Annotated in this window: 24 protein-coding genes and 1 other annotated feature; of the genes, 13 read left to right on the forward strand and 11 right to left on the reverse strand. The window is 47.6% G+C overall.

The genetic code is table 11. The features are described 5' to 3' along the window. Positions 1-4: 4 nt before the first annotated feature. Both K4H28_RS08460 and K4H28_RS08465 read right to left on the reverse strand, forming a co-directional pair. A complete protein-coding gene (locus tag K4H28_RS08460; RefSeq protein ID WP_221004791.1) occupies positions 5-295 on the reverse strand; it encodes a hypothetical protein in 291 nt (96 codons plus the stop codon). Positions 296-353: 58 nt separating this feature from the next. Further along, complete coding sequence (locus K4H28_RS08465) at positions 354-791, reverse strand: helix-turn-helix domain-containing protein (protein ID WP_221004792.1); 438 nt, start codon at positions 789-791, stop codon at positions 354-356. 149 nt (positions 792-940) lie between these two features. Between K4H28_RS08465 and gmtY the strand changes: the two genes are divergently transcribed. Further along, positions 941-2125 (forward strand): gamma-mobile-trio recombinase GmtY, encoded by a 1185-nt coding sequence (gene gmtY, locus K4H28_RS08470; RefSeq protein ID WP_221004793.1) that lies wholly within the window; start codon positions 941-943, stop codon positions 2123-2125. Here the strand turns inward: gmtY and K4H28_RS08475 are convergent. After that, positions 2098-3317 (reverse strand): IS3 family transposase gene (locus K4H28_RS08475; protein ID WP_221004794.1). Its coding sequence is split into 2 segments (ribosomal slippage): positions 2098-3038 and positions 3038-3317, totalling 1221 coding nucleotides; the frame shifts between segments, so codons are not numbered across the junction. The genes gmtY and K4H28_RS08475 overlap by 28 nt on opposite strands. Then, positions 2926-3042, reverse strand: a sequence feature (AL1L pseudoknot). Its footprint overlaps the gene before it by 117 nt. A gap of 40 nt (positions 3318-3357) precedes the next feature. Between K4H28_RS08475 and K4H28_RS08480 the strand changes: the two genes are divergently transcribed. From K4H28_RS08480 to K4H28_RS08520, 9 genes are all read left to right on the forward strand, one after another. Then, entirely contained in the window at positions 3358-3816 is a 459-nt protein-coding gene (locus K4H28_RS08480) for a hypothetical protein (protein WP_221004795.1), read from the forward strand. A 12-nt stretch (positions 3817-3828) separates the two neighbouring features. Beyond that, positions 3829-4464 carry a gamma-mobile-trio protein GmtX gene (gene gmtX / locus K4H28_RS08485; RefSeq protein WP_221004796.1) on the forward strand — a complete coding sequence of 212 codons (636 nt, stop codon included), beginning with the start codon at positions 3829-3831 and terminating at the stop codon, positions 4462-4464. Between the two features lie 468 nt (positions 4465-4932). Continuing rightward, on the forward strand, positions 4933-5943 hold the full coding sequence (locus K4H28_RS08490; RefSeq protein WP_221004797.1) for a sulfate ABC transporter substrate-binding protein: 1011 nt from the start codon (positions 4933-4935) through the stop codon (positions 5941-5943). A 212-nt stretch (positions 5944-6155) separates the two neighbouring features. Continuing rightward, the gene (locus K4H28_RS08495; protein WP_221004798.1) at positions 6156-7160 is read left to right on the forward strand and encodes a sulfate ABC transporter substrate-binding protein; all 1005 of its coding nucleotides are present in this window, start codon (positions 6156-6158) and stop codon (positions 7158-7160) included. A gap of 128 nt (positions 7161-7288) precedes the next feature. Beyond that, positions 7289-8122, forward strand: coding sequence for a sulfate ABC transporter permease subunit CysT (gene cysT / locus K4H28_RS08500; protein ID WP_221004799.1), 834 nt, complete (start codon positions 7289-7291; stop codon positions 8120-8122). Beyond that, on the forward strand, positions 8122-8991 hold the full coding sequence (cysW, locus tag K4H28_RS08505; RefSeq protein WP_221004800.1) for a sulfate ABC transporter permease subunit CysW: 870 nt from the start codon (positions 8122-8124) through the stop codon (positions 8989-8991). The genes cysT and cysW overlap by 1 nt, the downstream gene beginning before the upstream one ends. A gap of 3 nt (positions 8992-8994) precedes the next feature. Further along, positions 8995-10050, forward strand: a complete 1056-nt coding sequence (locus tag K4H28_RS08510; RefSeq protein ID WP_221004801.1) for a sulfate/molybdate ABC transporter ATP-binding protein — start codon at positions 8995-8997, stop codon at positions 10048-10050. 42 nt (positions 10051-10092) lie between these two features. After that, positions 10093-11244, forward strand: a complete 1152-nt coding sequence (locus tag K4H28_RS08515) for a trans-sulfuration enzyme family protein (protein ID WP_221004802.1) — start codon at positions 10093-10095, stop codon at positions 11242-11244. Then, positions 11241-12377 carry a MalY/PatB family protein gene (locus K4H28_RS08520; RefSeq protein WP_221004803.1) on the forward strand — a complete coding sequence of 379 codons (1137 nt, stop codon included), beginning with the start codon at positions 11241-11243 and terminating at the stop codon, positions 12375-12377. Before K4H28_RS08515 ends, K4H28_RS08520 begins: the two co-directional genes overlap by 4 nt. 264 nt (positions 12378-12641) lie before the next feature. Here K4H28_RS08520 and K4H28_RS08525 read toward each other — a convergent pair whose 3' ends face one another. The 7 genes from K4H28_RS08525 to kdpF all read right to left on the reverse strand — a co-directional run bounded on the left by K4H28_RS08525 (position 12642) and on the right by kdpF (position 21773). After that, a complete protein-coding gene (locus K4H28_RS08525; RefSeq protein ID WP_221004804.1) occupies positions 12642-13061 on the reverse strand; it encodes a hypothetical protein in 420 nt (139 codons plus the stop codon). 509 nt (positions 13062-13570) lie between these two features. Continuing rightward, positions 13571-14263: a two-component system response regulator KdpE gene (gene kdpE / locus K4H28_RS08530; protein ID WP_221004805.1), complete on the reverse strand. Its 693-nt coding sequence runs from the start codon at positions 14261-14263 to the stop codon at positions 13571-13573. Then, positions 14260-16944, reverse strand: a complete 2685-nt coding sequence (locus K4H28_RS08535) for a DUF4118 domain-containing protein (RefSeq protein WP_221004806.1) — start codon at positions 16942-16944, stop codon at positions 14260-14262. Before K4H28_RS08535 ends, kdpE begins: the two co-directional genes overlap by 4 nt. Positions 16945-16992: 48 nt before the next feature. Continuing rightward, on the reverse strand, positions 16993-17574 hold the full coding sequence (gene kdpC / locus K4H28_RS08540; RefSeq protein ID WP_221004807.1) for a potassium-transporting ATPase subunit KdpC: 582 nt from the start codon (positions 17572-17574) through the stop codon (positions 16993-16995). A gap of 43 nt (positions 17575-17617) precedes the next feature. Next, the gene (gene kdpB, locus K4H28_RS08545; protein ID WP_221004808.1) at positions 17618-19678 is read right to left on the reverse strand and encodes a potassium-transporting ATPase subunit KdpB; all 2061 of its coding nucleotides are present in this window, start codon (positions 19676-19678) and stop codon (positions 17618-17620) included. Positions 19679-19892: 214 nt separating this feature from the next. Beyond that, complete coding sequence (kdpA, locus tag K4H28_RS08550; RefSeq protein WP_444542504.1) at positions 19893-21683, reverse strand: potassium-transporting ATPase subunit KdpA; 1791 nt, start codon at positions 21681-21683, stop codon at positions 19893-19895. Beyond that, complete coding sequence (kdpF, locus tag K4H28_RS08555) at positions 21684-21773, reverse strand: K(+)-transporting ATPase subunit F (protein ID WP_084282523.1); 90 nt, start codon at positions 21771-21773, stop codon at positions 21684-21686. It lies immediately after the preceding gene. Positions 21774-22143: 370 nt separating this feature from the next. Here kdpF and K4H28_RS08560 point away from each other — a divergent pair, with 370 nt between their 5' ends. The 3 genes from K4H28_RS08560 to K4H28_RS08570 all read left to right on the forward strand — a co-directional run bounded on the left by K4H28_RS08560 (position 22144) and on the right by K4H28_RS08570 (position 24800). After that, positions 22144-22956, forward strand: coding sequence for a type 1 glutamine amidotransferase (locus tag K4H28_RS08560; protein WP_221004809.1), 813 nt, complete (start codon positions 22144-22146; stop codon positions 22954-22956). Positions 22957-23496: 540 nt separating this feature from the next. After that, positions 23497-24483 (forward strand): S66 family peptidase, encoded by a 987-nt coding sequence (locus tag K4H28_RS08565; RefSeq protein ID WP_221004810.1) that lies wholly within the window; start codon positions 23497-23499, stop codon positions 24481-24483. Positions 24484-24575: 92 nt separating this feature from the next. Then, entirely contained in the window at positions 24576-24800 is a 225-nt protein-coding gene (locus tag K4H28_RS08570) for a DUF1653 domain-containing protein (protein WP_221004811.1), read from the forward strand. Positions 24801-24857: 57 nt separating this feature from the next. On the opposite strand, the gene K4H28_RS08575 is transcribed toward K4H28_RS08570, so the two are convergent. Continuing rightward, complete coding sequence (locus K4H28_RS08575) at positions 24858-26153, reverse strand: adenylosuccinate synthase (protein WP_221008002.1); 1296 nt, start codon at positions 26151-26153, stop codon at positions 24858-24860. Between the last annotated feature and the right edge of the window lie 92 nt (positions 26154-26245).

Raw genomic sequence — 26245 nt, forward strand, 5'->3', positions numbered from 1 at the left:
AATTCTAAAATACATCTTTATCTGACTTCAGATCGCTATTTCGCCCCGAATCAACAAAATAAGCACCAACAATCAGAGATATTAAACCAGCAGATAAGAATAAAGCATATCCCCAGGGCGCAGAGGTTTGAGATGCAACAATCGCGCAAAAAATACCGCACATCATCATGCCGAAACCAAAGTGGACTTTCGATTTTTTGCGAGTACTGGCTTGCGAACGATGAGGAAGTGTTTTTCCAAGTTCATCAAGTTGAGCTTCCATGGATTTGCGGAAATTCTCGCGATCTTTGATCATTTGCATGCCCCTTAAGGTGATTTTTTATAATATATTTTTTGTTTTGGTGCTTCAAGAATCACTTAACAAGACGCAGTACCTGTGCCATTCCTTTGGGTTCCAGTCCGCCAAAATTCAACGCTTGATTGATAAATAAAGACAAAAATTGCGACAAGTTTACCCTTGGTATCTCACGATTTTCTTGTTGAGCCCAATCGTCAATGGTCTCTAAGATCATCTCAATTAGTTTTTCATCAACTTCGCATTTCTGCTTTGAGGCACGTTGACCATTTATGACATATAAGACATCTACTCTTTGAGAAATTGCAGATAAGTAGCTAAGGGATGGCTCTCGTTTTTCAGCTTCGTAATTGGCTTGAGCTGGTCGGGAAACCCCACCAAGATCTGCAAATTCTTGCTGGCTTAGTCGAATACCCAAGCGCTCCGCTCGTAGACGTTCTCCAAACCCATCGCCATGCGGCAAAAACATGCCGTCCGTCGCTCCGTCTTGTTTCATTTGTTTTCATTTCCGTCTTTTTTGAATCAAAATGCAATCAATTGAGATAAAGGTTTCTAGGCCTCTATTTTTGCAAAACAAAGCCAATTTGCAAAGAGTTGATTAGCGCAGCACCAATTCAGCAACGACTTCTAGACTAGGAGGCGAACATGGAGCACGTCACTGTAAATGCCAAGGTCTTTCGTGATAACACAGGCATAGAAATCAACATACCAGTAATTTTAACTGAGCATGGTCCTGTGCTACTTTTGATTGATTACTTTCTAGAGCGCGCCCAAGATCGTAGCCAGATTTGGATGGTGAAACTAACACAGGCAGTTGGTCTTTTGCTTGATTACACAGTGGCAAACCGAGACTGTTATGACAATCCCAAAGATCTATTTGCAGGCTTTGCTCAGAGGCTTAGTTCTGGAACTGTGAATACAGATGGACTCGATTCCAGTGGGCTGTATTGGCTAGGTAAAAATCCTCCTCTTGTAAGGCAGCTTATTGGTCAACTTTCTGAGTTTTCAGATTGGCTATCGGATCGTCAAGGCACGCAGCCACTAAACCCATGGCGCAAGGCCACTCGATGGGAAGAAATATTAGCTTGGGCTGCGTGGCATCAGAAAAAAGATCGGGCATTTATGTCCCACACCTGGAGCTATGAAAAAGCATCACTCGACATGTCTCGCGCCCGTAACGTCATCCTAAAAAGAACGCCGATTATCGATAGAGATCCAGTCAAGTTTTTCCCAGAAGAGCATATTCATTCATTGCTATTTAAAGGCTTTATCGTCCCAAGAAGGCAGAAGAGCCCTCGTCTAGAGGAGCGGCTAAATCTACGCGACATATTGATTACGTTGCTGATGCACTATGGCGGATTGCGCATGTCTGAACCGTTCCATCTTTTTGTGCAAGATGTGGTACCTGACCCCTTGAATCCGGCTCGGGCAAGAGTTCGTATTTACCATCCAAATTTTGGTGCCGCGCCACCTGACTGGCTTGATGCAAAAGGTCAACCAAAACGATGCAATCGTGACAGTTACTTGCGGGGGAAATATGGAATATTGCCCCGTAATGAATACTCGGCGACTGACCAACTCCATGCAGGATGGAAAAATAATACCTTAGATAGTACCGCATATTGCATGGAGGTCAACTGGTTCCCTGCTTGGTCGGGTGAGCTTTTTATGAAGCTCTGGATGCTGTACATGGCGCAGCGCGCCCATTTGGGAAGCCAACACCCATTTGCATTCGTGACACTTGAAGGACTGCCTTATGCCATTGAATCGCACCGAGTTTCGCGGAGGCTGTTTGGTTTGAGTCAGACCAACACGGCCTGCTCGCTTTGATTACGATAATAGTTTGCCTCTGCTTCCGCGGGTGGAATGTGGCCAATCGACCCAAGCAAACGATGGTGATTGAACCACGAAACCCATTCCAATGTCGCTAGCTCCACAGATTCTAGACTTTTCCAAGGTCCCAAACGGTGAATCACTTCTGTTTTGTAGAGTCCGTTAATCGTCTCCGCTAATGCATTGTCGTAACTATCGCCAGTTGTACCCACTGATGGCTCGATGCCAGCTTCAGTCAATCGTTCGGTGTAGCGAATCGAAACATATTGCGAACCACGGTCGCTGTGATGAATCAACGCCTCACGCTCTGGCTGTCGCGCCCAAAGGGCTTGCTCCAACGCATCCAGCACAAACTCGGTTTGCATGTTGCGGCTCACTCGCCAGCCCACGATATAACGAGCAAAAACATCGATCACAAAAGCTACATAGACAAAGCCTTGCCAAGTCGACACGTAGGTAAAATCCGACACCCAGAGTTGATTCGGTCGTTCGGCTACGAATTGACGATTTACATGATCGCGGGGGCAAGCAACGGCAGGATCGGGACGTGTCGTTCGCACCGCTTTGCCACGCGATACGCCGCGTAAACCGAGGCTTCGCATCAAGCGTTCAACGGTACAGCGCGCCACAGTATGTCCATCTCGCTTGAGCTGCCGCCATACTTTTACCGCACCGTACACCTGATGATTCAATTGCCAGACACGCTCAATTTCACCGCTCAGTTGCTCATCACGAATGGTACGCTGACAACGCAAAGCTGGATTGCGCAGCCGAGCGGCGTAACGTCGATAGGCTGACGGGGCGACCTGTAATAGCTTGCAGATCGGCTCGACCCCGTGCTGCTCACGGTGGGTATCGATGAATCCTCTTACGATTTCAAGCGGCGGTCGAGCTCCGCCTGTGCGAAATACGCGCTGGCCAGTCGCAGAATTTCGTTGGCTTTTTTAAGTTCGCGCACTTCGCGTTCTAGCGCTTTAATGCGTTCGTTCTCTGCTGAATTTTTGTTGGCTTGAACGGTATCGCCACCTTGCCGACGGCACCATGTGCGCAGCGTTTCTGGCGTGCAGCCTATTTTGCTGGCAATTGAAACGAGGGTTGCCCATTCAGATGGATATTCGGCAAGGTGCTCAATGACCATGCGAACAGCCCGTTCGCGGACTTCGGGGGAAAAGTGAGTTGATTTCTTCATAGCGCCATTCTCTCAAGAATTGGAGCCGCCGCGAAACCCGGTGCGATTCAAACAGAAAGACTCACAGGGTGTCCAGCTGGTCGCAGTCGGTGAATTGCAAGACCTTGAGTATGCTTTAATCGAGGCTAAATCGGAGCTTTGGCAGTTAGAAGTGCTATGTGAAAATGCGGTCATTTACCCTGAGGTGGACGCAAGGAAACCCGTATTACGCAGGAGCCAATTGCTGGATATTATGTTGGAGTACAACAATATGGCACCAGTTTTTTTTCGGTTAAATGCTAAGCAACAATTAGCTGCAGGGAATGCTGTGATGCAATTATTTCAAGCACGAACAGGCTCACTTCAGGGGGCGCTTGAGTATGCGGAAGGTGATCACCTTTTGCGAGAATTAGGTTTGGTTGATGAAACCTGGGATGCGATAGCTGAAGTAGTCGCAGGTACGTCAACCCAACAAATAATTGATAATGCCCGCAGTCGGAACACGCTTTTAGCAGTATAAGGGCTGACCACTATGCACCCTGATGAGCTTCTAGAAAAACTTAAAGTTTCGGCAACGCCTCGAAAGAAAAAGAATCTTGATATTATCCATACGGTCTGCCGTGAGCAGTATACGCTAGGTAATAAAGATTTTTCGGTTGCGACAATATCACGTCTTGCACAAAAGCAAGGAGGCCCAGTTGCATCGACCATCCACAATAAAACTGGCCTCGATTTCAAGAGTTTAATTAAGGCCTGGGCTGAAAATACTGAGGGCCAAACACGCAAGCCACGCAAGAGTAAGGAACATCCAATCAACACTATTTTGGATAAAATCGATAATCTGCCTGTACGTGCAATAATGGGAGCCGTGCTGGCTGAAAATAGCAAACTTAAGCGTGAAGTTAATTTGCTCAAAGCGAACGCTGGAATAGTTATTGATTTTCGACCTACAGAACCTACTTCAGAAATAAATCAGCCCATTCAGATTTTACCAGCATCAGCTGATCTCTCTGACTCAGAAAAAGAAGCTCTTCGCCACGCCATTAGCAATACGTTATTACAAGATGAAGGCTGGACTCAAGATGAGCATGGTAGAGTTTTAAATAATAAAAGTAGACCAATCTTCAAAGTTGGTTTTGTCTCGGGAATCAAGAAAATCGTTGGATGATCATTATCAGGGAAACACAACAAGTGACTGGGGGTAACCGTTAGAAACGTCGTATCACGCAATGGCCCGATAGCTTAAAATAAATGCCCGTTCTTGGTGGGGAATTTTATGAGACCACGCCATTTTTCAGTGTTTTTACACAGCCAGCCCAGGCCAACAAAGGCCTTTCAGTCTGTACGATTTTGGCGCAACTGAACGGCTGCAGTACCACCGATTGCAGACGCTCAGAGGTTTTACGCAATTTTCAGCTCCTCGGCCAAAGCAGACGAAACAAGTCTGTTTTTATGTCAGCACACAGCATCTTTCTTCATATTCCCATGTAGCATCAGCATCACTAGGTGAATCGCCATGACAGGCTGAGCCCTTAACTCTATATTCCCGTGAGGAATTTATTTTGAATTTATAAGTATTTAAAGGAATATGCAAATCATGTAATCATCGTCGAACTAACTCACAGGAAACGATGAAATGTTACTAAAACCACTCTCCCTCGTACTTGCACTCTCAATCTTCAGTGGTAGCGCTTTTGCTGCTAATGTTGAAATCCTAAATGTTTCTTATGATCCGACACGCGAACTTTATCAGGACTACAACAAGGCCTTTAGTAGTTACTACAAAAAGAAAACTGGCGATGATGTCACCATCAAACAATCCCACGGTGGCTCTGGTAAACAAGCTCGTTCGGTTCTCGATGGCCTTGAAGCTGATGTAGTAACCTTGGCGCTGGCTTATGACATCGATGTACTCGCTACTGAGCAAGCCAAGCAACTGAAACCTGATTGGCAAAAGCAATTCCCTGACAATTCGTCACCCTATACCTCAACGATTTTATTCTTGGTGAAAAAAGGCAATCCAAAAGGCATCAAAGATTGGAATGATCTAATTCGCCCTGATGTGCAAGTCATTACACCAAACCCTAAGACTTCAGGCGGCGCACGCTGGAATTACCTAGCAGCATGGGGTTGGGCGAAGAAAACCTACGGTTCAGATGAAAAAGCACGCGATTTTGTGCAAAAGGTATTTAAAAATGTTCCCGTACTAGATACCGGCGCACGTGGCTCGACTGTTACGTTTACCCAACGTGGGATTGGTGATGTCTTGGTTACATGGGAAAACGAAGCTGAATTGGTATTCCGCGAAGTAGGTCGCGATAAATTCGAAGTGGTTGCACCAGCTTACTCAATTAAAGCCGAGCCACCAGTGGCCGTTGTTGATAAGAATGTTGATAAAAAGGGTACGCGTAAAGTAGCGACTGAATACCTGAATTACTTGTATTCAAAAGAAGGCCAAGAAATCATCGCCCAAAACTACTATCGACCATTCGATAAAGAGATCGCTGCGAAATATGCGAAACAATTCCCAAAAATACAGCTATTTGACATCGATGACGTCTTCGGTGGATGGGCTAAAGCACAAAAAACACACTTCAGTGATGGTGGTGTATTTGATCAGATCATCAATGCAAATTTGAAAAAGTAAACCGACTCAATTTTGCGACTTAACTCCAAAAGGTAGCGCTTTGTTAGCAGGCGCTATTTTTTTACCTGTTGCCTATGTGCTATGGATTTTCTTACTTCGCTTTTAGCTTAGGTATAGCGTAATTAGTTATAAAGAAATCAATATTTAGTCTTTGTTGGCCTATCTGTACATTGTTACACTCGATTCCATTCTCACTAAATTGGAAAAATCACATGTTCTCAATTCGCCAGTTGACACTCGCCCTTACGCTCAGCAGCTTAGCCACTTTGGCTGTAGCCGATACGACCATTTTGAACGTGTCGTATGACGTCATGCGTGATTTTTATAAAGACTACAATCCTGCATTCAAAAAGTATTACGCCAATAAAGATAACATCACGATTCAGCAGTCACACGGCGGATCAAGCAAACAGGCCCGCTCTGTCATTGATGGACTTGAGGCGGATGTGGTGACGATGAATATGTCGACCGACATCGATGCAATTGTCGAAAAAGGCAAACAAATCAATCCAGGCTGGGAAAAGAAGTTCCCGAATGAGGCTGCGCCATTCTCTAGCTTGCAAGTATTGATTGTGCGTAAAGGCAATCCAAAGGGCATCAAAGATTGGAATGATTTGACCAAGCCAGGCGTGGCTGTTGTGGTACCAAACCCAAAAACCAGTGGTAATGGCCGCTACACTTTCCTCGCCGCATGGGGCGCGGCCTTGAAACAAAATGGCGGCAACGAGGCCAAAGCGCGTGAATTGACCAGTGCTATTTTTGCCAATGTACCGGTGCTTGATGCGGGTGGCCGTGCAGCCACTACGACCTTTATGCAGCGTCAAATCGGTGATGTGCTGGTGACGTTCGAGAATGAAGCAGAAATGATTGCGCGCGAGTTTGGCCGTGGCAATTTTGAAGTCGTATACCCATCCATCTCTATCGATGCTGATTTACCAGTCGCAGTCGTGGATAAAGTCGTTGATAAACGTGGCACTCGTGTACCTGCTACTGAATATTTGCGCTACTTGTGGAGCCCAGAAGGTCAAGAAATCGCGGCACAAAATTATCTACGCCCGCGCAATGCCGCAGTTACAGCCAAATATGCCAAACAATTCCCTGCAGTTAAATTGTTCGGGGTTGATCTATTCGGTGGATTGCCCGCTGCACAGAAAAAATTCTTTGATGATGGTGCAATCTACGACCAAATCGCCGCTGAAATTGCCAAGAAAAAGTAACGTTGACGTCATTGAAGTGCCGTCATTAAATAATACGTATATCGCCGTAGTCATTATTTATCAAAGACTACGGCGATATACCATAAAAATAGCTTGCACTGGTTGAGTTTGCTGCAAAAGGAAAGAGCATGAAATTTAAACAAAGCAGTGTGCTACCCGGCTTTAATTTATCGCTCGGTTATAGCGTACTGTACTTATCATTGATTGTACTGCTGCCCTTAACGGCACTGTTTACCAAAACAATGGGGCTGGATTGGGCGACTTTTTGGTCGATTGTGACCGAGCCACGCGTGATGGCTTCCTATCGCGTGACATTTGGTGCTTCATTGATTGCCGCCACCATCAATTTATTTGTGGGGCTGCTCATTGCATGGGTTTTAGTGCGTTATCGTTTTCCAGGTAAACGTTTTATTGATGCCTTAGTAGATCTTCCTTTTGCATTACCCACTGCGGTCGCAGGTATTGCACTCGCCACCTTATATGCACCAAATGGTGTGCTAGGCGAACCACTAGAACGAATTGGTATCAAGGTGGCATTTACTCCATTGGGGATTGTTTTAGCGCTGACTTTTATTACGCTTCCCTTTGTCGTACGTACCGTGCAACCCGTACTCGAAGACTTAGAAAAAGAACTCGAAGAAGCCGCATCGAGTCTGGGTGCAACGCGTTGGCAAGTGTTCACTAAAGTGATCTTCCCAACGATTTTCCCTGCATTACTAACAGGCTTTACCTTGGCGTTTGCACGCGCGATTGGCGAATTTGGCTCGGTGATTTTTATTGCCGGCAATATGCCATTCAAATCTGAAATCACACCGCTGATGATTATTTCTAAGCTCGAACAATACGATTACATGGGCGCAACGGCGATTGCCGTCGTGATGTTGGTCGTGTCATTTGGCTTGTTGCTGTTGATTAATGGTCTGCAATGGTGGATGGCGAAACGCCTAGGGAGAACAAAATAATGGCCACAACAACACAACAGCGCGTCGTCACGACAGAAGCACCATGGATACGCTACAGCTTAATTTCGCTGGCATTGTTGCTGATTACTATTTTACTGATTATCCCCTTGTTCTCAGTATTTTATGAAGCGCTACGCCAAGGTTGGGGCCTCTACCAAGCCGCTTTGACTGAAAGCGATGCGCTATCCGCCATCAAACTCACTTTAATTGTGGCCGCCATTTCTTTGCCACTCAATTTAGTGTTTGGTGTCGCAGCCGCTTGGGCGATTGCTAAGTTTAATTTCCGAGGGAAAAGCATTTTAATCACTTTGATTGATTTGCCCTTTGCCGTTTCACCGGTTGTCGCAGGTCTGGTCTTTGTACTGCTCTTCGGCGCGCACGGTTGGTGGGGTAGCTGGCTGGCTGAGCACGATATCAAAATCATTTTTGCGGTTCCTGGCATTGTATTGGCGACGGTGTTTGTCACGTTCCCCTTTGTAGCGCGTGAACTCATTCCGTTGATGGAAGCGCAAGGCACCGATGAAGAACAAGCCGCATTAGTGCTGGGTGCAACCGGCTGGCAAACCTTTTGGCATGTGACTTTACCCAATATTAAATGGGGTTTGCTCTATGGCGTGATTTTGTCCAATGCGCGCGCGATGGGTGAGTTTGGTGCGGTCTCCGTCGTTTCGGGACACATCCGCGGCATGACCAATACGATTCCGCTGCATGTTGAGATTTTGTACAACGAATACAACTTTGTCGGCGCTTTTGCCGTCGCATCGATTTTGGCCTTGCTGGCGCTACTGACCTTAGCACTGAAGAGCTACATCGAATGGCGTACTGAACAGCAAGCCATTGCAGACAAAAAACAGGCTAATGAGGAATAAACCATGAGTATCGAAATTCGCAATATCGTCAAAACATTTGGCGACTTTAAAGCACTGAATGATTTAAGTTTGAATGTTGAGTCGGGTGAATTAATTGCATTGCTTGGCCCATCGGGTTGCGGAAAAACGTCTTTGCTACGCGTGATTGCCGGCTTGGAAACACCCGATTCAGGGCAAATTTTATTTCACGGCGAAGATACTACCGATACGCATGTGCGTGAACGCCAAGTGGGCTTTGTGTTTCAGCACTATGCCCTTTTTCGCCACATGACGGTATTTGAGAACGTCGCCTTTGGTTTGCGTGTTCGCCCAAAATCAACACGGCCTTCGGATGCTGAAATCAAACGTAAAGTGCATGATTTATTGCAACTGGTGCAACTGGATTGGTTGGCTGATCGCTATCCAGCGCAACTCTCGGGTGGTCAACGCCAACGGATTGCATTAGCCCGTGCGCTTGCAGTTGAACCGAAAGTCTTGCTGCTGGATGAACCATTTGGCGCACTCGATACCAAGGTGCGCAAAGAGTTGCGCCGCTGGTTGCGCCGCTTGCACGATGAGATTCATGTGACCTCCGTTTTTGTAACGCACGATCAAGAAGAAGCACTCGAAGTCGCTGATCGTGTGGTGGTGATGAATCAAGGTCAAATCGAGCAAATCGGTACGCCAACAGAAGTCTACGACACACCTGCAACGCCCTTTGTGTATCAATTTTTAGGCGATGTGAATTTATTCCATTCACGGGTTCACGATAGCTGGGCCAAAGTCGGCAGCGGGAAATTTGCTAGTCCACAAGACGAAGCTGCTGTCGTTTATGTGCGCCCACATGAAATCGACCTCAGTCGTATTGCGGTTGCTGGCGCAGTGAGTGGCACGATCACCCACATTCGACTATTGGGCGCTACAGTTCGATTAGAAGTCGAAGTTGAAACAGGTGCAACGGCGCATGATGTGGTTGAAGTTGAACTAACGCGCGAACGCCAACTGGAAGGCGGCTGGCAAGTCGCCGAAACCGTATATTTAGTACCACGAGAAACTAAGGTATACAGCGCTGACATTTGATGTTTCTGCCGTTTGACTTACTAATTACACTTGGAGCGAGCAATGCATATCGCAACGATTTTAGCCCATGCTGGGCTGCAAACCGACCCGCAAACGGGGGCGATTAGTACGCCAATTTATCAAACAGCGACGTTTGCGCATCCCGCCATTGGCGAAAGTACGGGCTTTGATTACAGCCGCTCCAGTAATCCAACCCGCAAAGCGCTTGAAGACGCGATTGCTCAACTTGAAGGCGCGCACGCAGGGTTTGCTTTTGCCAGCGGCTTGGCCGCGCTCTCGACCGTGCTGAGTTTGTTTAGCAGTGGTGATCATTTGGTTGTCGCTGAAGGCTGTTATGGTGGCACCTATCGATTGCTCGATCAAATCTTTGCTCGCTTTGGCATTACGGTGACGTATGTGCCGGTGCTGGATGTTGCGGCTTACCGTGCGGCAATTACCCCCAAAACGCAGGCCATTCTGATTGAGTCTGTTTCCAATCCATGCCTGTGGGTGCCAGACTACGCTGCGCTGCTGGCACTTAAAATTGAGCACAATTTATTACTATTGGTCGATAACACGTTTCTCACCCCGTATTGGTTTCGGCCACTAGAGCAGGGTGCCGATATTGTCTTGCACTCGGCATCGAAATTTATTGCTGGCCACAATGACACCATTGCAGGTTTGGTCGCGGTCAAAGACGTCGCCTTAGCCGAGCGAGTGGGCTATTTACAAAATGCTATTGGCGCAACGCTGGGTGCACAAGATGCATGGCTCACTATCCGAGGCATGAAAACATTAGCGCTGCGCTTGAATGCGCAGCAGCAAAATTCGCAACGCATTGCTGAATTTCTGCAAACGCGTACGGAAGTTCGGCAAGTATTCTATCCGGGCTTAGCCCATGATGAAAATCATCAACGCATTCAGCAATTTTCATCGGGTTTTGGTGCGATTGTGTCGTTTGAGGTGGACTCTTTAGCAACAGTAAAACGCGTGATTTCACGCTTGAAATTAATCTCTTACGCCGAAAGCTTGGGTGGCGTAGAAAGCCTGATTACGGTGCCTGCGATTCAAACTCACGCCAATTTAAGCGCTGAAGTGCGTGCTCAGTTGGGCGTTAGCGATACGTTATTGCGTCTTGCCGTGGGGATTGAAGACGTTACTGATTTGATTGCAGATTTGGCGCAAGCACTCGAAACAGATGGAGTTGGACAATGAGTTTTACGAAAACAATCGATCGGCGTGCAACCGATAGCATGAAGTGGGATAAATACAAAAATCAAGATATCTTGCCAATGTGGGTGGCTGATATGGATTTCCCCGCACCACCCTCAGTCATCGCAGCGCTACAAGCGCGCATTGCGCATGGTGTATTGGGCTACACCAATCCACCAGCTAGCTTATTTGACGCGGTGCAAAGTTATGCGGAGGCACATTACAATTGGCAGATTGATGCCGATTGGATCGTTTGGCTACCCGGCCTCGTGCAAGGCTTAAATTTGGCCTGCCGCGCAGTCGGTGAATCGGGTGATGCCGTAGTAACGGCGACGCCAATTTATCCGCCATTTTTACGTGCACCGGGATTGTCTGATCGAGAATTGATTGCTGTTCCTTTAATGGAGCGCGAGGATGGGGTGTGGATTTGGGATTTTGCTGCATTAGAAGCCGCCATAACACCACGCACGCGACTGCTATTACTTTGTCATCCGCACAATCCTGTTGGGCGAGTTTGGAATCGAGCTGAATTGGATCAATTGCTGAGTATTGCGCGCCAGCATAATCTAATTGTGTGTTCTGACGAGATACATTGTGATTTATTGCTCGATGAAGGCTTGGTACATACACCATTTGCTACGCTTGATCCGGATTTTTCGGCGCGTACGATTACGTTGCTTGCGCCGTCGAAGACGTGGAATATTCCTGGACTGGGTTGTGCATTTGCCGTGATTCCTGATCCAGCGCTTCGCGCACGATTTCGACGTGAAATGGCTGGTTTGGTGCCTTCTGTTAATGCTTTGGGCTATATCGGCGCGGAAGCCGCTTATCGTGACGATGGCCAGTGGCATCAAAGCTTGATAGAAGTCTTGCGCACGAATCGGCAGCTATTAGCAGATGCTTTTGCGGGGAGTCCATTGCGGATTACTTTTCCGCAGGCAACTTATCTGGCTTGGATCGACGCATGTAGTATCGATCCGGTGAATCCACTCCCCGCGTTTGAGTCGCTCGGGGTGGGCCTGTCAGACGGGCGTGATTTTGGCTTTCCAGGCTGGCTGCGAATTAATTTTGGATGCCCAAGTGATACGGTACGAGAAGCGATTGCACGCCTTTCTTCGCTGTTACAATGCAAATAATTAGTGTGTGCGATGTTTTGACCGGCACAGAATGGAGATTCTGTGAATCAACAAGTATGACTAGGTTTGTTGCAACATTAACTTAAAATTGAAAAATAACGGTACTAAACATCAAGGAGAACATGCAAACCATAGCTTGTTTGAGTGACAGCTTAGCCGAACAGCATGAGATATCATCCCAAATAACTAAGGCCGCTACTTAATGTTTTTCTGCCACTCGGAGCATCTGAGGTTTGTATGGTTTGAATAATTTTTTAGCAAACATTAGGCTTGATTCAATGAGTAGTGTTGTTTGCATCCCGATGCCGAAGTTGAAAGCCACAAGGTGTCTAACTCAAGGATTAACTGCTGGCGATTGCGTTTTAGCTTCTGCAGCTCTTCTTCTCGCTTCTGTACGATCGCTGCAAGAGCAGTTATACGCTGTTCAAGTATAGTGATTTCATCATTATGTGCATCAATATCATGCTGTGAACTGTTGAGGGATGTTTGATGTTGTTCCAGTGATTCATACAAGCTCAGCCATTCGGAAGCAAGGGTACAAGCTTTGTTAACCACTTTGCGAAACTTAGCATTATCTTGATGTTGATGCGCTACCAGTAGCAACTGGTTGGCTCTATGCTGCGTGTGCAGCGATCGTTTAGCTACCCGCTCAAATGATAAATTGGTTGTTTTCCTAGGTGGCATTGGTGTTCCACTTTTTATACAGACACGCAGAGAAGCTTAGATCATCACGCGGGAATTTTCCATTGTATTGCTTTCTTATTGTTGATGCTATCCGTAAGAAATCGCAGTGAGATGCTAGGAAGATTAGTGACCAGTGAAGTGCATTGATGATGGTGTAACAGAGTTTTATCGGGGGTAAACACTGCTGATATAACACATGCAGCTATACAACTCAGGACTTAGTAAATTGCAACAATATCAGCTGATGGGAGTTGAAAATATGAGCTCCAAAGCATGAAAAAATCCGTCTTCACATGCAACAGTAAAGTCCGGTTTAGCAGAACAGTACTGTCGCAAATTCAAAATAATGAAGGCAGCTACCAGATGGATTGCGACCTTTCATTTTCACGGCTTCGGTATCAACACCTCGGCCAATGCGGACATATTTTAAACATTTGCAATGTAGTAGATTTGAAGACCTTTTATTGTCTTGAGACTTCGTTGAAGATCCTATTCAAAATCATTGTTAGTCATATAACTAACCGGTACCCCACTCCTGTTTCTGTAATTAAAAACTTAGGTAGCGCAGGATCTTCTTCTAATTTTTGTCGTAAATGGCCCATATACACGCGCAAATACTGACTTGATTCACTGTGATTAGGGCCCCAGACTTCACGCAGTATTTCGCGCTGCGTCATCACTTTGCCCGAGTGACGAATCAAGGTGGTGAGCAGGCGATATTCTATTGGCGTGAGGTGAATTGCTTGTTCGCCTTTAACAACTTGCCGCTGCACTAAATCTACACGCACATCGCCAAAACTAAACGCTTGCTCATTGCGTGCACTGTTGCCAGCATGGCGGCGCAGCAGGACGCGAATTCGTGCCAAGCATTCGTCAACGCCAAACGGCTTGGTGAGGTAATCATCAGCACCGGCATCGAGTGCAGTGACTTTGATGTCTTCTTGCTCTCTGGCTGACAAGACTAAAATCGGTAAATCGCTCCAGTCGCGTAATTGGCGAATCACTTCAATACCATCGATATCGGGTAAACCTAAATCTAGAATAACTAAATCTGGCTTGCGACTAGCTACCGCCATCAAACCACGCTGGCCGGTTTCCGCTTCAAAAACCAGTATACCGGCGTGCTCCAGCGTGGTTTTCAAAAAACGGCGAATCGGAGCATCATCTTCGATCAGAACCAGTGTTGTAGGGATTTCGTTCATTCGGTCTCTTGTTGCAGAATGGGCGGCGTACCGCGTGGGAGCGTGAAACTAAATTCTGCGCCGTTGGGGCTTAAATTCCTAGCCTGAATTTGTCCACCATGCGCAGTAATAATCGAGCGACAAATAGCCAGACCTAGCCCTACACCTGGCGTTGCTGATTCGTTAACGCCGCGCGTAAATTTTTCAAACAATCGCGCTGCTGCTCCCGCAGGTAAACCAGGGCCATTATCGCTGACCAAGACCGTCACCTGTTGATCATCAATTTGGGCACTAATAATGATTTCACTGCCCGCAGGCGTGTATTTCGCGGCATTCCCGAGTAAATTGACCAACACGCGCTCGATCAACACCGCATCATATTCGAGTAAGGGCAAATTACTAGGCAAATCAACACGCACATGATGCGCGAGCAAGTCGGGTGCACATTCGCGCACGGTACTACCGATAACCTCTTCCAACACCTGCCATTCACGATGCAGCGTCACACCCGATTGCAGCTTGGCCATATCTAGCAAATTAATCACTAGCCGATGCATGCGCTGCGCTTCGTGATTGAGAGTTTGCAGGGCAGACTGCTGATCAGCCTCGATGAGTTTGCCTGAACGCAGTAGGCTAATCATTCCGATTAAACTGGTCAGCGGTGTGCGTAAATCGTGTGAAACAGTGGAGAGCACGCTATTTCTAAGTCGCTCGCTTTCCATCGCCACAATCGCATCTTGCGCCACTTCCACGTAATGCACGCGCTCTAACGAGAGTGCGATTTGGCTAGCGCACGTCTCTAAAAGCCGTTGCTGCTCGGGGCTGGCGATCAATGCATCATCCGCTGGAATCAGCGCCATCACACCGCGCAAACGCATCGGTGCTTTTAAGGGTAAATACAGTGCCTTGGAAGCGGGTAAAGTATGCGTACCACGGCCTGCCATTTCATTTTTATCAAAGACCCATTGCGCCAAACCAATATCAAACTCGGCCATTTCGCCAGCGGGCTGCAATTGATCGTGTGCATCGGGCAATAAAATTAGTAATTGCGCATCAAATAATTCGGCTAAACGAAGTACGCTCATTTCAACGACACTTGCTGCCGTCAACGCGCCAGCTAATTCGCGACCTAATTCGTACAGTGCGCGGGTGCGACGCTCACGATAAGTAGCAACCTGCGCTTCGAATCTCAAACTCGAAGCAAGTTGGCTGATAATCAGCGCCACGCTCAGCATCAGCAGAAACGTAAACAGATACTGCGTGTCTGCGACCGTCAGCGAAAGCTTGGGATGAACGAAAAAGAAGTCAAAGGAAAGCACACTCAGAAAGGACGCCAGCACGCCCGGTCCGCGTCCGTAACGCATCGCGACCAACACGACGGTTAGCAAAAATACGATAACGACATTGGCCAGATCAAACACATTCAGTAATGCAGCAGCTAGTAGCGTCGTCAGCGTACACGCGGCCATTGCAATCCCATAGCCGCGCCATGGAGTGCCTTGATCGGCAGCGTTAAATAGCAAATGAGGGACTTTGGGCTTGGGCGTATCCTCTTGGCTAAATTCATGGGCAACCACATAGACATCGACATCCTGTGCCCGCTGCGCCAATTGCTCGGATAGCGGAATGCGCCATAAGCGCGACACACGCCCACGCTGCGATTTGCCGACGACCAATTTAGAGACATTACGGCTGCGCGCATAAGCCAGCAAAGTCTGTGGTAAATCAGCTCCTGCTAAGACCGATGTCTCCGCGCCCAACTCCTGCGCCAAACGCAAATTGGCCAAAATGCGTTCGCGCTGTAGCTTGCTTTGTCGTTGCAAGGCCGGCGTTTCAACGTATATCGCTAGCCAATCAGCGTGTAAATTCACTGCCAAACGTGAGGCGCTGCGAATCAGTTTTTCGCTATCCGATCCAGGTCCAACGCAAACGAGTAAACGCTCACGCGCTTGCCAAACTGGCTGAATCGATTGGTCTGCGCGGTATTCTCGCATTTGTGCGTCAACACGATCAGCCGTGCGACGTAGTGCCAATTCACGCAAGGCGAGCAAATTACCTTTGCGGAAAAAATGTTGCGCGGCGCGATTGGCCTGCTCGCCTAGATAAACCTTCCCCGCCGCCAAACGGCTGAGTAGCTCCTCGGGCGGCAAATCTACCAGCGTAACTTCATCGGCCAAATCAAACATATGATCAGGCACAGTTTCACGAACGATAATGCCGGTAATTTGACTAACGATATCGTTGAGGCTTTCCAAATGCTGCACGTTGAGCGTCGTATAAACATCAATTCCCGCTGCAAGTAATTCTTCAACGTCTTGCCAGCGCTTGGTGTGGCGGCTGCCTGCCACATTGGAATGCGCGAATTCATCGATCAAAATCAGTGCAGGCTTGCGTAGAAGGGCTTGATCTAAATCGAACTCGCCTAAGTGTCGGCCACGATATTCAATTTGCTTGGCGGGTAATATTTCTAAGCCATTGAGTTGCGCCTGCGTTTCGCTGCGGCCATGCGTTTCGACCACCCCAACCACGACTTCAACGCCTTCACGAATCCGCGCATGCGCCGCCGCCAGCATGGCATAGGTTTTACCTACGCCAGCGCAAGCGCCAAAAAAGACTTTTAGTCTTCCTCTTTGGGATTTTTCTTCCTCGCGCTGCAGCTGCGCAATCAAAGCATCAGGATCAGGTCTTAGCGTTTCGTTCATGGCTGGGTTTTATTCATGGTTAATGTTCATTAAAACTCAAATCATTGATTACTTTGCTGCAGGTAAACGATCTAAGGCTAGATTCAGCTCCAGCACATTGACTACGGGTTCGCCCAAAATACCCCATTGTTTACCAGCGGTATGTTCGCTAACCAATTGCGCAACTTGCGTTGGCGATAGTTTACGCGCATTGGCAACACGTTCCAGCTGATAGCTTGCTGCAGCTGGGCTGATATGTGGATCTAAACCACTCGCTGATGTGGTGACTAAATCGAGTGGTACAGGATTACTCTGCGCTGGATGTGCTGCTTTCATGGCAGCAACTCGATCTGAAACGGCCTTCAACAAGACCGGATTAGTTGGCCCAAGGTTCGATCCTGATGAGGCCGAGCCGTTATATGCCATCGGCCCTGTTGCCGATGGGCGCGACCAGAAATACTTCGTGTCGCTAAACGATTGGCCGATTAAGCTAGAGCCGACTACTTTGCCGTTTTGTTCAATCAAGCTACCTGCCGCTTGCTGCGGGAAAAATACTTTGGCAATGCCTGTTACTGCCAGAGGATAAGCAACGCCCGTGATGAGTGTGAGTGCTGTAAAAATAACGAGAGCGGGACGGAGTTGTTGCAACATGATTTGATCCTTTAATTAAATATCTACTGTATTTAGCTGTGGGCTATACAAGACCGAATACACCGAGCAATACATCAATTAATTTGATCCCAGCAAACGGTACAATTAGCCCGCCTAAGCCATACACCAGCATATTATTTCTCAGCAATTGCGCAGCGCTTTGGGCTTTGTAGCTCACGCCTTTGAGTGCCAACGGAATCAGGAAAACAATGATGATCGCGTTGAAAATTACTGCTGACAAAATCGCTGACGAAGGTGAATTGAGCCCCATCACGTTCAGCGCATTGAGTTGCGGATAGGTCAGAGCAAATGCAGCAGGAATAATCGCGAAGTATTTCGCCACATCATTCGCTACAGAGAATGTCGTTAGCGAGCCGCGCGTCATCAGCATTTGTTTGCCGATCTCGACGATCTCGATCAACTTGGTTGGATTTGAATCCAGATCGACCATATTGCCGGCTTCTTTGGCTGCTTGCGTGCCGCTATTCATCGCGACCGCGACATCGGCTTGTGCCAGTGCTGGCGCGTCGTTGGTACCGTCGCCGGTCATCGCAACCAGCTTGCCTTCGCCTTGATGTTGGCGAATCAGCGCGAGTTTGGCTTCCGGTGTCGCTTCAGCGAGAAAGTCATCGACACCCGCTTCGGCGGCAATCGCGGCGGCGGTTAGTGGATTGTCGCCGGTGATCATAATGGTTTTGATCCCCATCTCGCGCAGCTCGGCAAAGCGCTCTTTGATGCCGCCTTTGACGATGTCTTTCAGTTCAATGACGCCCAGCACTTTATGGTTTTCGCAAACGAGCAGCGGCGTTGCGCCACGGCGAGCGACTTCATCGGCTGCCTTGCCAACCGCTTCTGGGAAGGTTGCGCCTGCTTCATTTACATAACGACGGATTGAATCGACCGCGCCTTTGCGAATCTCGCGTTGATCAAAATTCACGCCGCTCATTCGCGTTTGTGCAGTGAAAGCAATGAACTCAACTTCGTGGCTTTCTAGTGTGCGTTCGCGCAAGTTAAATAATTGCTTGGCAAGCACGACCACGCTGCGGCCTTCGGGCGTTTCATCTGCCAGCGATGCAAACTGCGCCGCATCGGCGAGTTGTTGCTCAGTTACGCCTGGCGCGGGAATGAATTTCACCGCTTGGCGATTGCCCAGCGTAATCGTGCCGGTTTTATCTAGCAGCAACACATCAACGTCACCCGCCGCTTCAACTGCGCGGCCAGAGGTTGCGATGACATTCGCACCCAGCATCCGGCTCATCCCAGCCACGCCAATCGCAGACAATAAGCCACCAATCGTCGTTGGAATCAAGCAGACCAATAGTGCGATCAATACGGTCAAACTCACCGGAGAACCGCTACCGCTCGCTAAAACGCTAAATTGTGAAAACGGCAGCAATGTCACCGTCACAATCAAAAACACGATAGTCAGCGCAACCAATAAAATCGTTAAGGCGATTTCATTCGGCGTTTTTTGGCGTTTTGCACCTTCGACCATCGCAATCATTCGATCTAAAAACGCTTCGCCTGGATTGGCAGTAACACGGGCAACGATCCAATCAGACAGCACGCGAGTTCCGCCAGTCACCGCAGAAAAATCACCACCGCCTTCGCGGATCACTGGTGCAGATTCGCCGGTAATCGCTGACTCATCCACCGATGCGACACCTTCAACGACTTCGCCATCGGCTGGAATCACTTCACCGGCTTTGATCAAAATAAAATCGCCTTTACGCAAACTGGCGCTGTCAGTGATTTCTTTGGGCGCTGTATGCGAGGCGGATTTGAGTTTCCACGCCATGACGTTTTTCTTGGTATTACGTAGGCTGGCTGCTTGCGCTTTGCTGCGGCCTTCGGCCAGCGCTTCGGCAAAATTGGCAAACAGCAAGGTAAACCACAGCCAAATACTAATTGCCGCGATAAACCCAGTCGGGGCTTCGCCTTGGCCAAATAGTGCTTGGCCGAACAATAAAGTGGTCAGAATTGCGCCGATGTAGACGACAAACATCACCGGATTTCGCCATTGCACACGCGGCGATAATTTAGTCACCGCAGCCCAGATCGCTGGCTTCACCAGCGCAGAGTCAAGTAATGAAAGCGTAGTCATATTTCTATCCTTAATCGCAAGTATATTGCAGGTATTTATTTGTAGGCTTTGATTTCAATTTGCTTTGAGCCAATACCCATTGATTTGTAGCAATTATCAGAAAACATCAATGCGGAGCCGCGGATTACGGCTCCAAAACATGCTCACCCTGAGGGTGCGGGCTTTGCTAAGCCACAAGTGGCCAAGCGACGCCTCGCCGTAGGCAGTAAGCCGATTATTTCAAAGTCACCATCTGCAACTGCTCAACAATCGGCCCTAGCGCCAAAGCGGGGATGTAGTTCAACATGCCGACCAGTAACACCGCGCCGACCAAGAGCGTGACGAACAAAGGCCCATGTGTCGGTAAAGTTCCAGCGTTGACAGGTAGGCGTGGTTTGGCGGCGAGCGCGCCAGCCATCGCTAGCACTGGAATGATGATGCCGAAGCGGCCAAACCACATCGCGATACCCAGCAGCGTGTTATAAAACGGCGTGTTGGCTGACAATCCGGCAAATGCAGAGCCGTTGTTGTTCGCGGCGCTGGATAAGGCGTACAAGACTTCACTAAAACCATGCGCGCCCGGATTGAAAATCCCTGCGCGACCTGCTGTGGTGCTGACAGCCAAAGCAGTGCCAAGCAAAACTAATAGCGGCGTAACCAAAATCACCAAAGCGGTCATTTTCATTTCGAACGATTCGATCTTTTTGCCTAGATATTCTGGCGTACGGCCGACCATCAATCCGGCGATAAACACTGCCAAGATGGCAAACACCAACATGCCGTACAGACCTGAACCCACACCGCCGAACACCACTTCACCGAGCTGCATCAACAGCGTTGGTACCATGCCGCCAATCGGTGTAAATGAAGCATGCATCGCGTTAACCGCACCACACGATGCCGCTGTAGTGATCGTTGCAAACAAACTTGAGGCGACGATACCAAAACGCGTTTCTTTACCTTCGAGATTGGCAATCGAATCAACGCCCATTTTGCTAAACGCTGGATTGCCGACCAATTCAGCACTAACCAAGACGCCGTAAGCAATTACAAACAGAATTGTCATTGCAGCCAGAATCGTCCAGCCTTGGCGCTTGTCACCCACCATGCTGCCAAAGGTGAAGCAGAGCGCAGCCGGAATCAAAAAGATCGCCAGCATTTGTAATAAATTGGCCAACGGCGTTGGGTTTTCAAATGGATGTGCTGAGTTGGCGTTAAAGAAGCCACCGCCATTCGTACCGAGCATTTTGATGGCTTCTTGCGACGCCACGGGGCCCATCGCCAGCAATTGACTGTGGTTGGTGACCGTTTCCATCACAGTTTCACCCGCAGCATCTTTCACTGCATTGCCCGCTGAATCGAGTTTGGCTTGTTGATAGCTTACCGCTTCAACCGTTTGAACTTCTTGGTATGGTTTAAAGTTCTGGATCACGCCTTGACCGACTAAAAGCAGTGCAATCACCAGCGCAATCGGCGTGAGGATATATAAAGTAATCCGAGTTAAATCCGCCCAGATATTGCCGATGGTGGATGCGTTTTTGCGAGCGAAGCCGCGAATCAAGGCAATCGCGACCGCGATACCGCTGGCGGCGGACAAGAAGTTTTGTACCGCGAGGCCGAGCATCTGCGTGAGATAGCTCATCGTGGATTCGCCTGCGTAGCCTTGCCAATTGGTATTGGTGACAAAGGAAATCGCTGTATTGAACGCCGAATCGGCCGATACACCCGCCATCGCCTGTGGATTTAGTGGCAAGCCGCCTTGTGTACGCTGCAATAAATATACTGCGAGCACGCCTAGAATATTAAACAGCAGTAGGCCCAGTGCGTAGGACTGCCATTTTTGCTCAGACTCGGGTTTGACCCCAGCAAGGCGATAAAAGCCACGCTCAAGCGGGCGAAGTAATTGCAAACCAATAGGAATATTGCCTGCCATCACGCGAGTGATTAGGTGGCTGAGTGGCCAAGCCAGCGTCAGTAATACCGCCAAATACAGGCCGATTTGTAATACAGCATTTGCGTTCATCATTTAAAAACGCTCCGGTTTAAATAAGGCATAAAACAAGTAGACCAGCAAAGCGACCGCAAAAATTGCCGCCAACCATTCGACTAAATTCATGATTGACCTCCCGTTTTGGCGCAGACTTGCAATAAACCGCGCAAGGCCACGACCAGCAGCAAGACCAAGCCTAAATATCCAGCATCTAACATACGTCCTCCAAAGCGTCTGCACCAATTGGGCAGCCTAGAGCGCTACTGTAAGAATTTCAGTCTAAAGTTACTGTAAAGATTGGCATGACGGGTATAAAGAAAGTATAAAAATGATGCCTAGATGGCGGAAATAATGCTGTGTACTGTCGAACATTAAAGATTGTAGAGCCGGAAATAGTGTGTTTTGATAAAATTGTTATGCTGAAGCACTAACTCTTTACAGTGTTTTTGTATGGATGATTTTAAGCTGAGTAGGTGTTCAACACTTGGAAAGCACCATGCTCACAACCGTCAAACCCATCGCTATTTGTCGCCATGAAGCCACGCAAGGTCCTGCCTATTTACAAACGTTTCTAGATTTGCATGAAATCCCATATCGAATTTTTGCCGTTGATGCTGGCGATACTCCGCCGAGTCGTGCTGCTGAATTTTCTGGTTTAGTGATTTTGGGTTCGAATGCCAGTGCAAATGATGGCTTTAGCTGGATTCGGCGCGAAGATGCTTTGCTGCAAGATGCGCTGCAAAGAAATTGCCCAATTCTAGGGCATTGCTTTGGCGGACAAATGTTGGCGCGAGCGTTGGGTGCGAAAGTGCGGCGTAATAGCGTGCCACAAATTGGTTGGGGGAAAGTGCTGGCGACGACTTTTCCTGAGGCTCAGTATTGGCTAGGCACCAAGCGCGAGCTGAATTTATTTCACTGGCACTTTGATACGTTTGAAATTCCACGTGGCGCGAAACGAATGCTGTTTGGTCATTACTGCATGAATAAAGGCTTTGCGTATGGCCCGCATTTGGCTTTGCAATCGCATTTGGAAGTCACTGCGGCCAGTATTCGGCAATGGTGCGCAGAGGATCAAGCATCATTGCTGAAGTATCAGCACTTATCATCGGTACAAAGCGAGATGGAAATAATGCATAACATCGAGAATAAGGTCACAGCATTACATCAACTCGCCAATCACACATATCGACAATGGCTACGAAATATTCCAAATCTTCAATATTTGGACCTGCCAATGTTTGTAGATGGATTACGCCCTAAAGGTGGGCACAGCTGGGGTCGTACGCTTCTAAGCTATGAGAATGGCTAGCTCACTGAATTTGCTCATTGATAAAGAGGTATTCACTGTCCGCTAAGGCCGAGGTGTTGCCGCTCAGAGTTACGCTCGAAGCGTCAGTTTTACTTTCGTTACCCGCCACCCAATTCCAGTGGATAAATTCGTAAGCGCGTATGGCGGAGGCCGATAAAGAGCAGGAGGATAAATTGATAAGAACCCGCAGTTGGTATCCGAAATAATTGATCCACAATAATGTGAACTTTATATCAACTATTTTTGTGCATAAAAAAGGCCTTGGGGTGATCCAAGGCTTTTTAGTATAGTTACTAATCAAAACTATAGAGTTCAACTGGCTTCCAGATGAATAGTACTGTTTTTACACCATATAGTCAAAGGTGGCTGTTTTTTTGTCTACACGATTAGATACAATTAATAAAGCTAAATCATCACACAGTCAAGAGAGTATATGACTCAACTCATTAACCAATTTAGCCCACATACATATACCCAGACTATATTATCTGCCAACGCGGCGCAGAAAATAGTGACTCGGAATCCGACACGGAGAAATAAGTGAAAAGTGAGAAATTACAGCGTGGTGATAAAGTCTGTGTAATCGCACCATCAAGAAGCCTTAGCATCGTTTCTCAGCAAGTGATCGAGTTAGCTACTGCAAGACTTAATGAAATGGGCTTAGAAGTTTGCTTTTCAAAAAATTGCCGCCAAATTGATGAATTTAACTCGTCTTCGATTGCCGCCAGAATTGAAGATTTGCATGCCGCTTTTTCTGACAAAACTGTGAACGGAATTTTGACTGCGATTGGTGGTCATAACTCAATTCAATTACTTAATAAAATTGACTACAACATCATCAAATCCAATCCGAAAATATTATGTGGCTTTTCTGACATTACAGCTTTAAGCAATACCATATATGCAAAAACACAGCTAATTACGTACAGTGGTCCTCATTTCTCTTCATTCGGAATGACTCAAGGGCTCGATTACACGATCGAATATTTTAAAAAATGTTTGATGAATAATGAGCACTACTCAATAGTGAACTCCAAAAATTGGTCTGATGATGAATGGTATATCGATCAAAATCAGCGTGAATTTTGCCCTAATCCAGGCTATCAGGTTATCAACGCAGGTACAGCATCGGGAACCGTTATTGGTGGTAACTTATGTACCTTCAATTTATTACAAGGCAGTAGCTATTTACCTGAGCCAGAGAATGTCATTTTGTTCCTCGAAGAGGATAATCTGCTTGAACGACTAACCCTCAGTGAATTTGATCGTAATTTACAATCCATTATCCACCTAAAATCTTTTAACTCTGTAAAAGGTATTGTAATTGGTCGGTTTCAAAAAGCTTCACAAATCACACACGAACAGCTTTATAAACTGATTCGTTCAAAACCAGAGTTAAATACAATCCCTGTAATTGCCAATTTGGATTTTGGGCATACAACACCACAAATCACATTCCCAATAGGTGGTGAGATTGAAATTAACGCAACAAGCATCTGTTGTACAATTACAGTCAAGAATCACTAAAGAAAAATCTGTGAGTAACAAGCATTCATATGAGCATCTTGCCATGCATACGCTTGCAGCCATTAATAAATAAATGATAGAGAGCAATACCTATGACACCACGTCCACCACTCGCACTTGGCGAATATCAGCATTACAAAGGCAGTCGTTACCAAGTGATTGACTTAGCACGGCACAGTGAAACGACAGAATGGATGGTCGTGTATCGGCCGCTTTATGGCGAAGGTGATTTGTGGGTCCGGCCGTATGAAATGTTTATAGAAAATGTCGTGATTGATGGCGTTGAGCAAGCGCGATTTAGCAAAGTTCCGGATTAATTCCAGACGTAAAAAAAACCGCTGCAACACAGCGGTTTTTTTCATATACACAGACGATTAGTCTTTGTATGGGTGTTGCAGCACGATGGTTTCATCGCGATCTGGACCAGTCGACACAATCGCAATCGGCGCTTCGCAGATTTCAGCGATGCGTTTCAAGTAATTTTGTGCATTGAGCGGCAATTCGTCGAAGTTTTTCACGCCGAAAGTCGATTCAGACCAACCTGGCATTTCTTCGTAGATTGGCTCGCAGTTAGCGATGTTTTCTGCACCGATTGGCAAAATATCAATCGCTTTGCCATCCAGCATATAGCCAGTGCACAACTTGATCGTTTCGATGCTATCCATTACGTCGAGTTTAGTCACGCATAGACCAGAAACACCGTTGATTTGGATTGAGCGTTTCAATGCTGCCGCATCAAACCAACCGCAACGACGCGCACGACCCGTTACTGAACCAAATTCATGTCCACGTTTTGCTAAACCAGCGCCAACATCACAGAACAATTCAGTTGGGAATGGGCCAGAACCAACACGTGTGGTGTAGGCTTTCACGATACCGAGTACGTATTGCAACATTTGCGGTGCAACGCCTGCGCCCGGTGCTGCTGCACCCGCTACGCAGTTACTTGAAGTGACGAACGGGTAAGTACCGTGGTCAACGTCGAGCAAAGTACCTTGCGCGCCTTCAAACAGCAATGGCTCGCCGGCTTTGTTCATGTCGTACAAGGTGCGCGAAACATCGCCAACCATTGGGCGAATACGCTCAGCGTAAGCCATGGTTTCGTCGTACACGGTTTGGAAATCGAGTGTTGGTGCGTTGAAGTAGTTCTTCAATGCAAAGTTGTACCAGTCGAGGTTTTCCAGCAATTTAGCGGCAAAACGCTCTGGATGGTACAAGTCTTGAATACGGATTGAGCGGCGCGCCACTTTGTCTTCGTAAGCTGGGCCAATACCACGACCAGTTGTACCGATTTTTTTCTCGCCTTTCGCTGCTTCGCGCGCTTGATCAATTGCGATGTGGTACGGCAAGATCAATGGACAAGCTTCAGAAATCGTCAAACGGCTAGCCACATCAATCCCAGCAGCAGTCAATTCATCAATTTCTTGTAGCAAGGCAGTCGGTGAAATCACCACGCCATTGCCGATAAAGCAGGCTTTGCCAGTGTGCAAAATACCCGACGGAATCAGACGTAATACGGTTTTTTTACCGCCAACCCACAAGGTATGACCGGCATTGTGACCGCCTTGAAAACGGACAACGCCTTGGGCGTGATCCGTTAGCCAGTCAACAATCTTACCTTTACCCTCGTCACCCCATTGTGTGCCGATTACGACGACATTTTTGCTCATTTCTAAAACCTCAATGCGATTCAAAACAATGGCCATCGTCGCTACCGCAACGAAATGCGCCCGAACTTTAACTTCAAAATACAAATTCAGCC

The organism is Deefgea tanakiae, assembly GCF_019665765.1.
Taxonomy (GTDB): Bacteria; Pseudomonadota; Gammaproteobacteria; order Burkholderiales; family Chitinibacteraceae; genus Deefgea; species Deefgea tanakiae.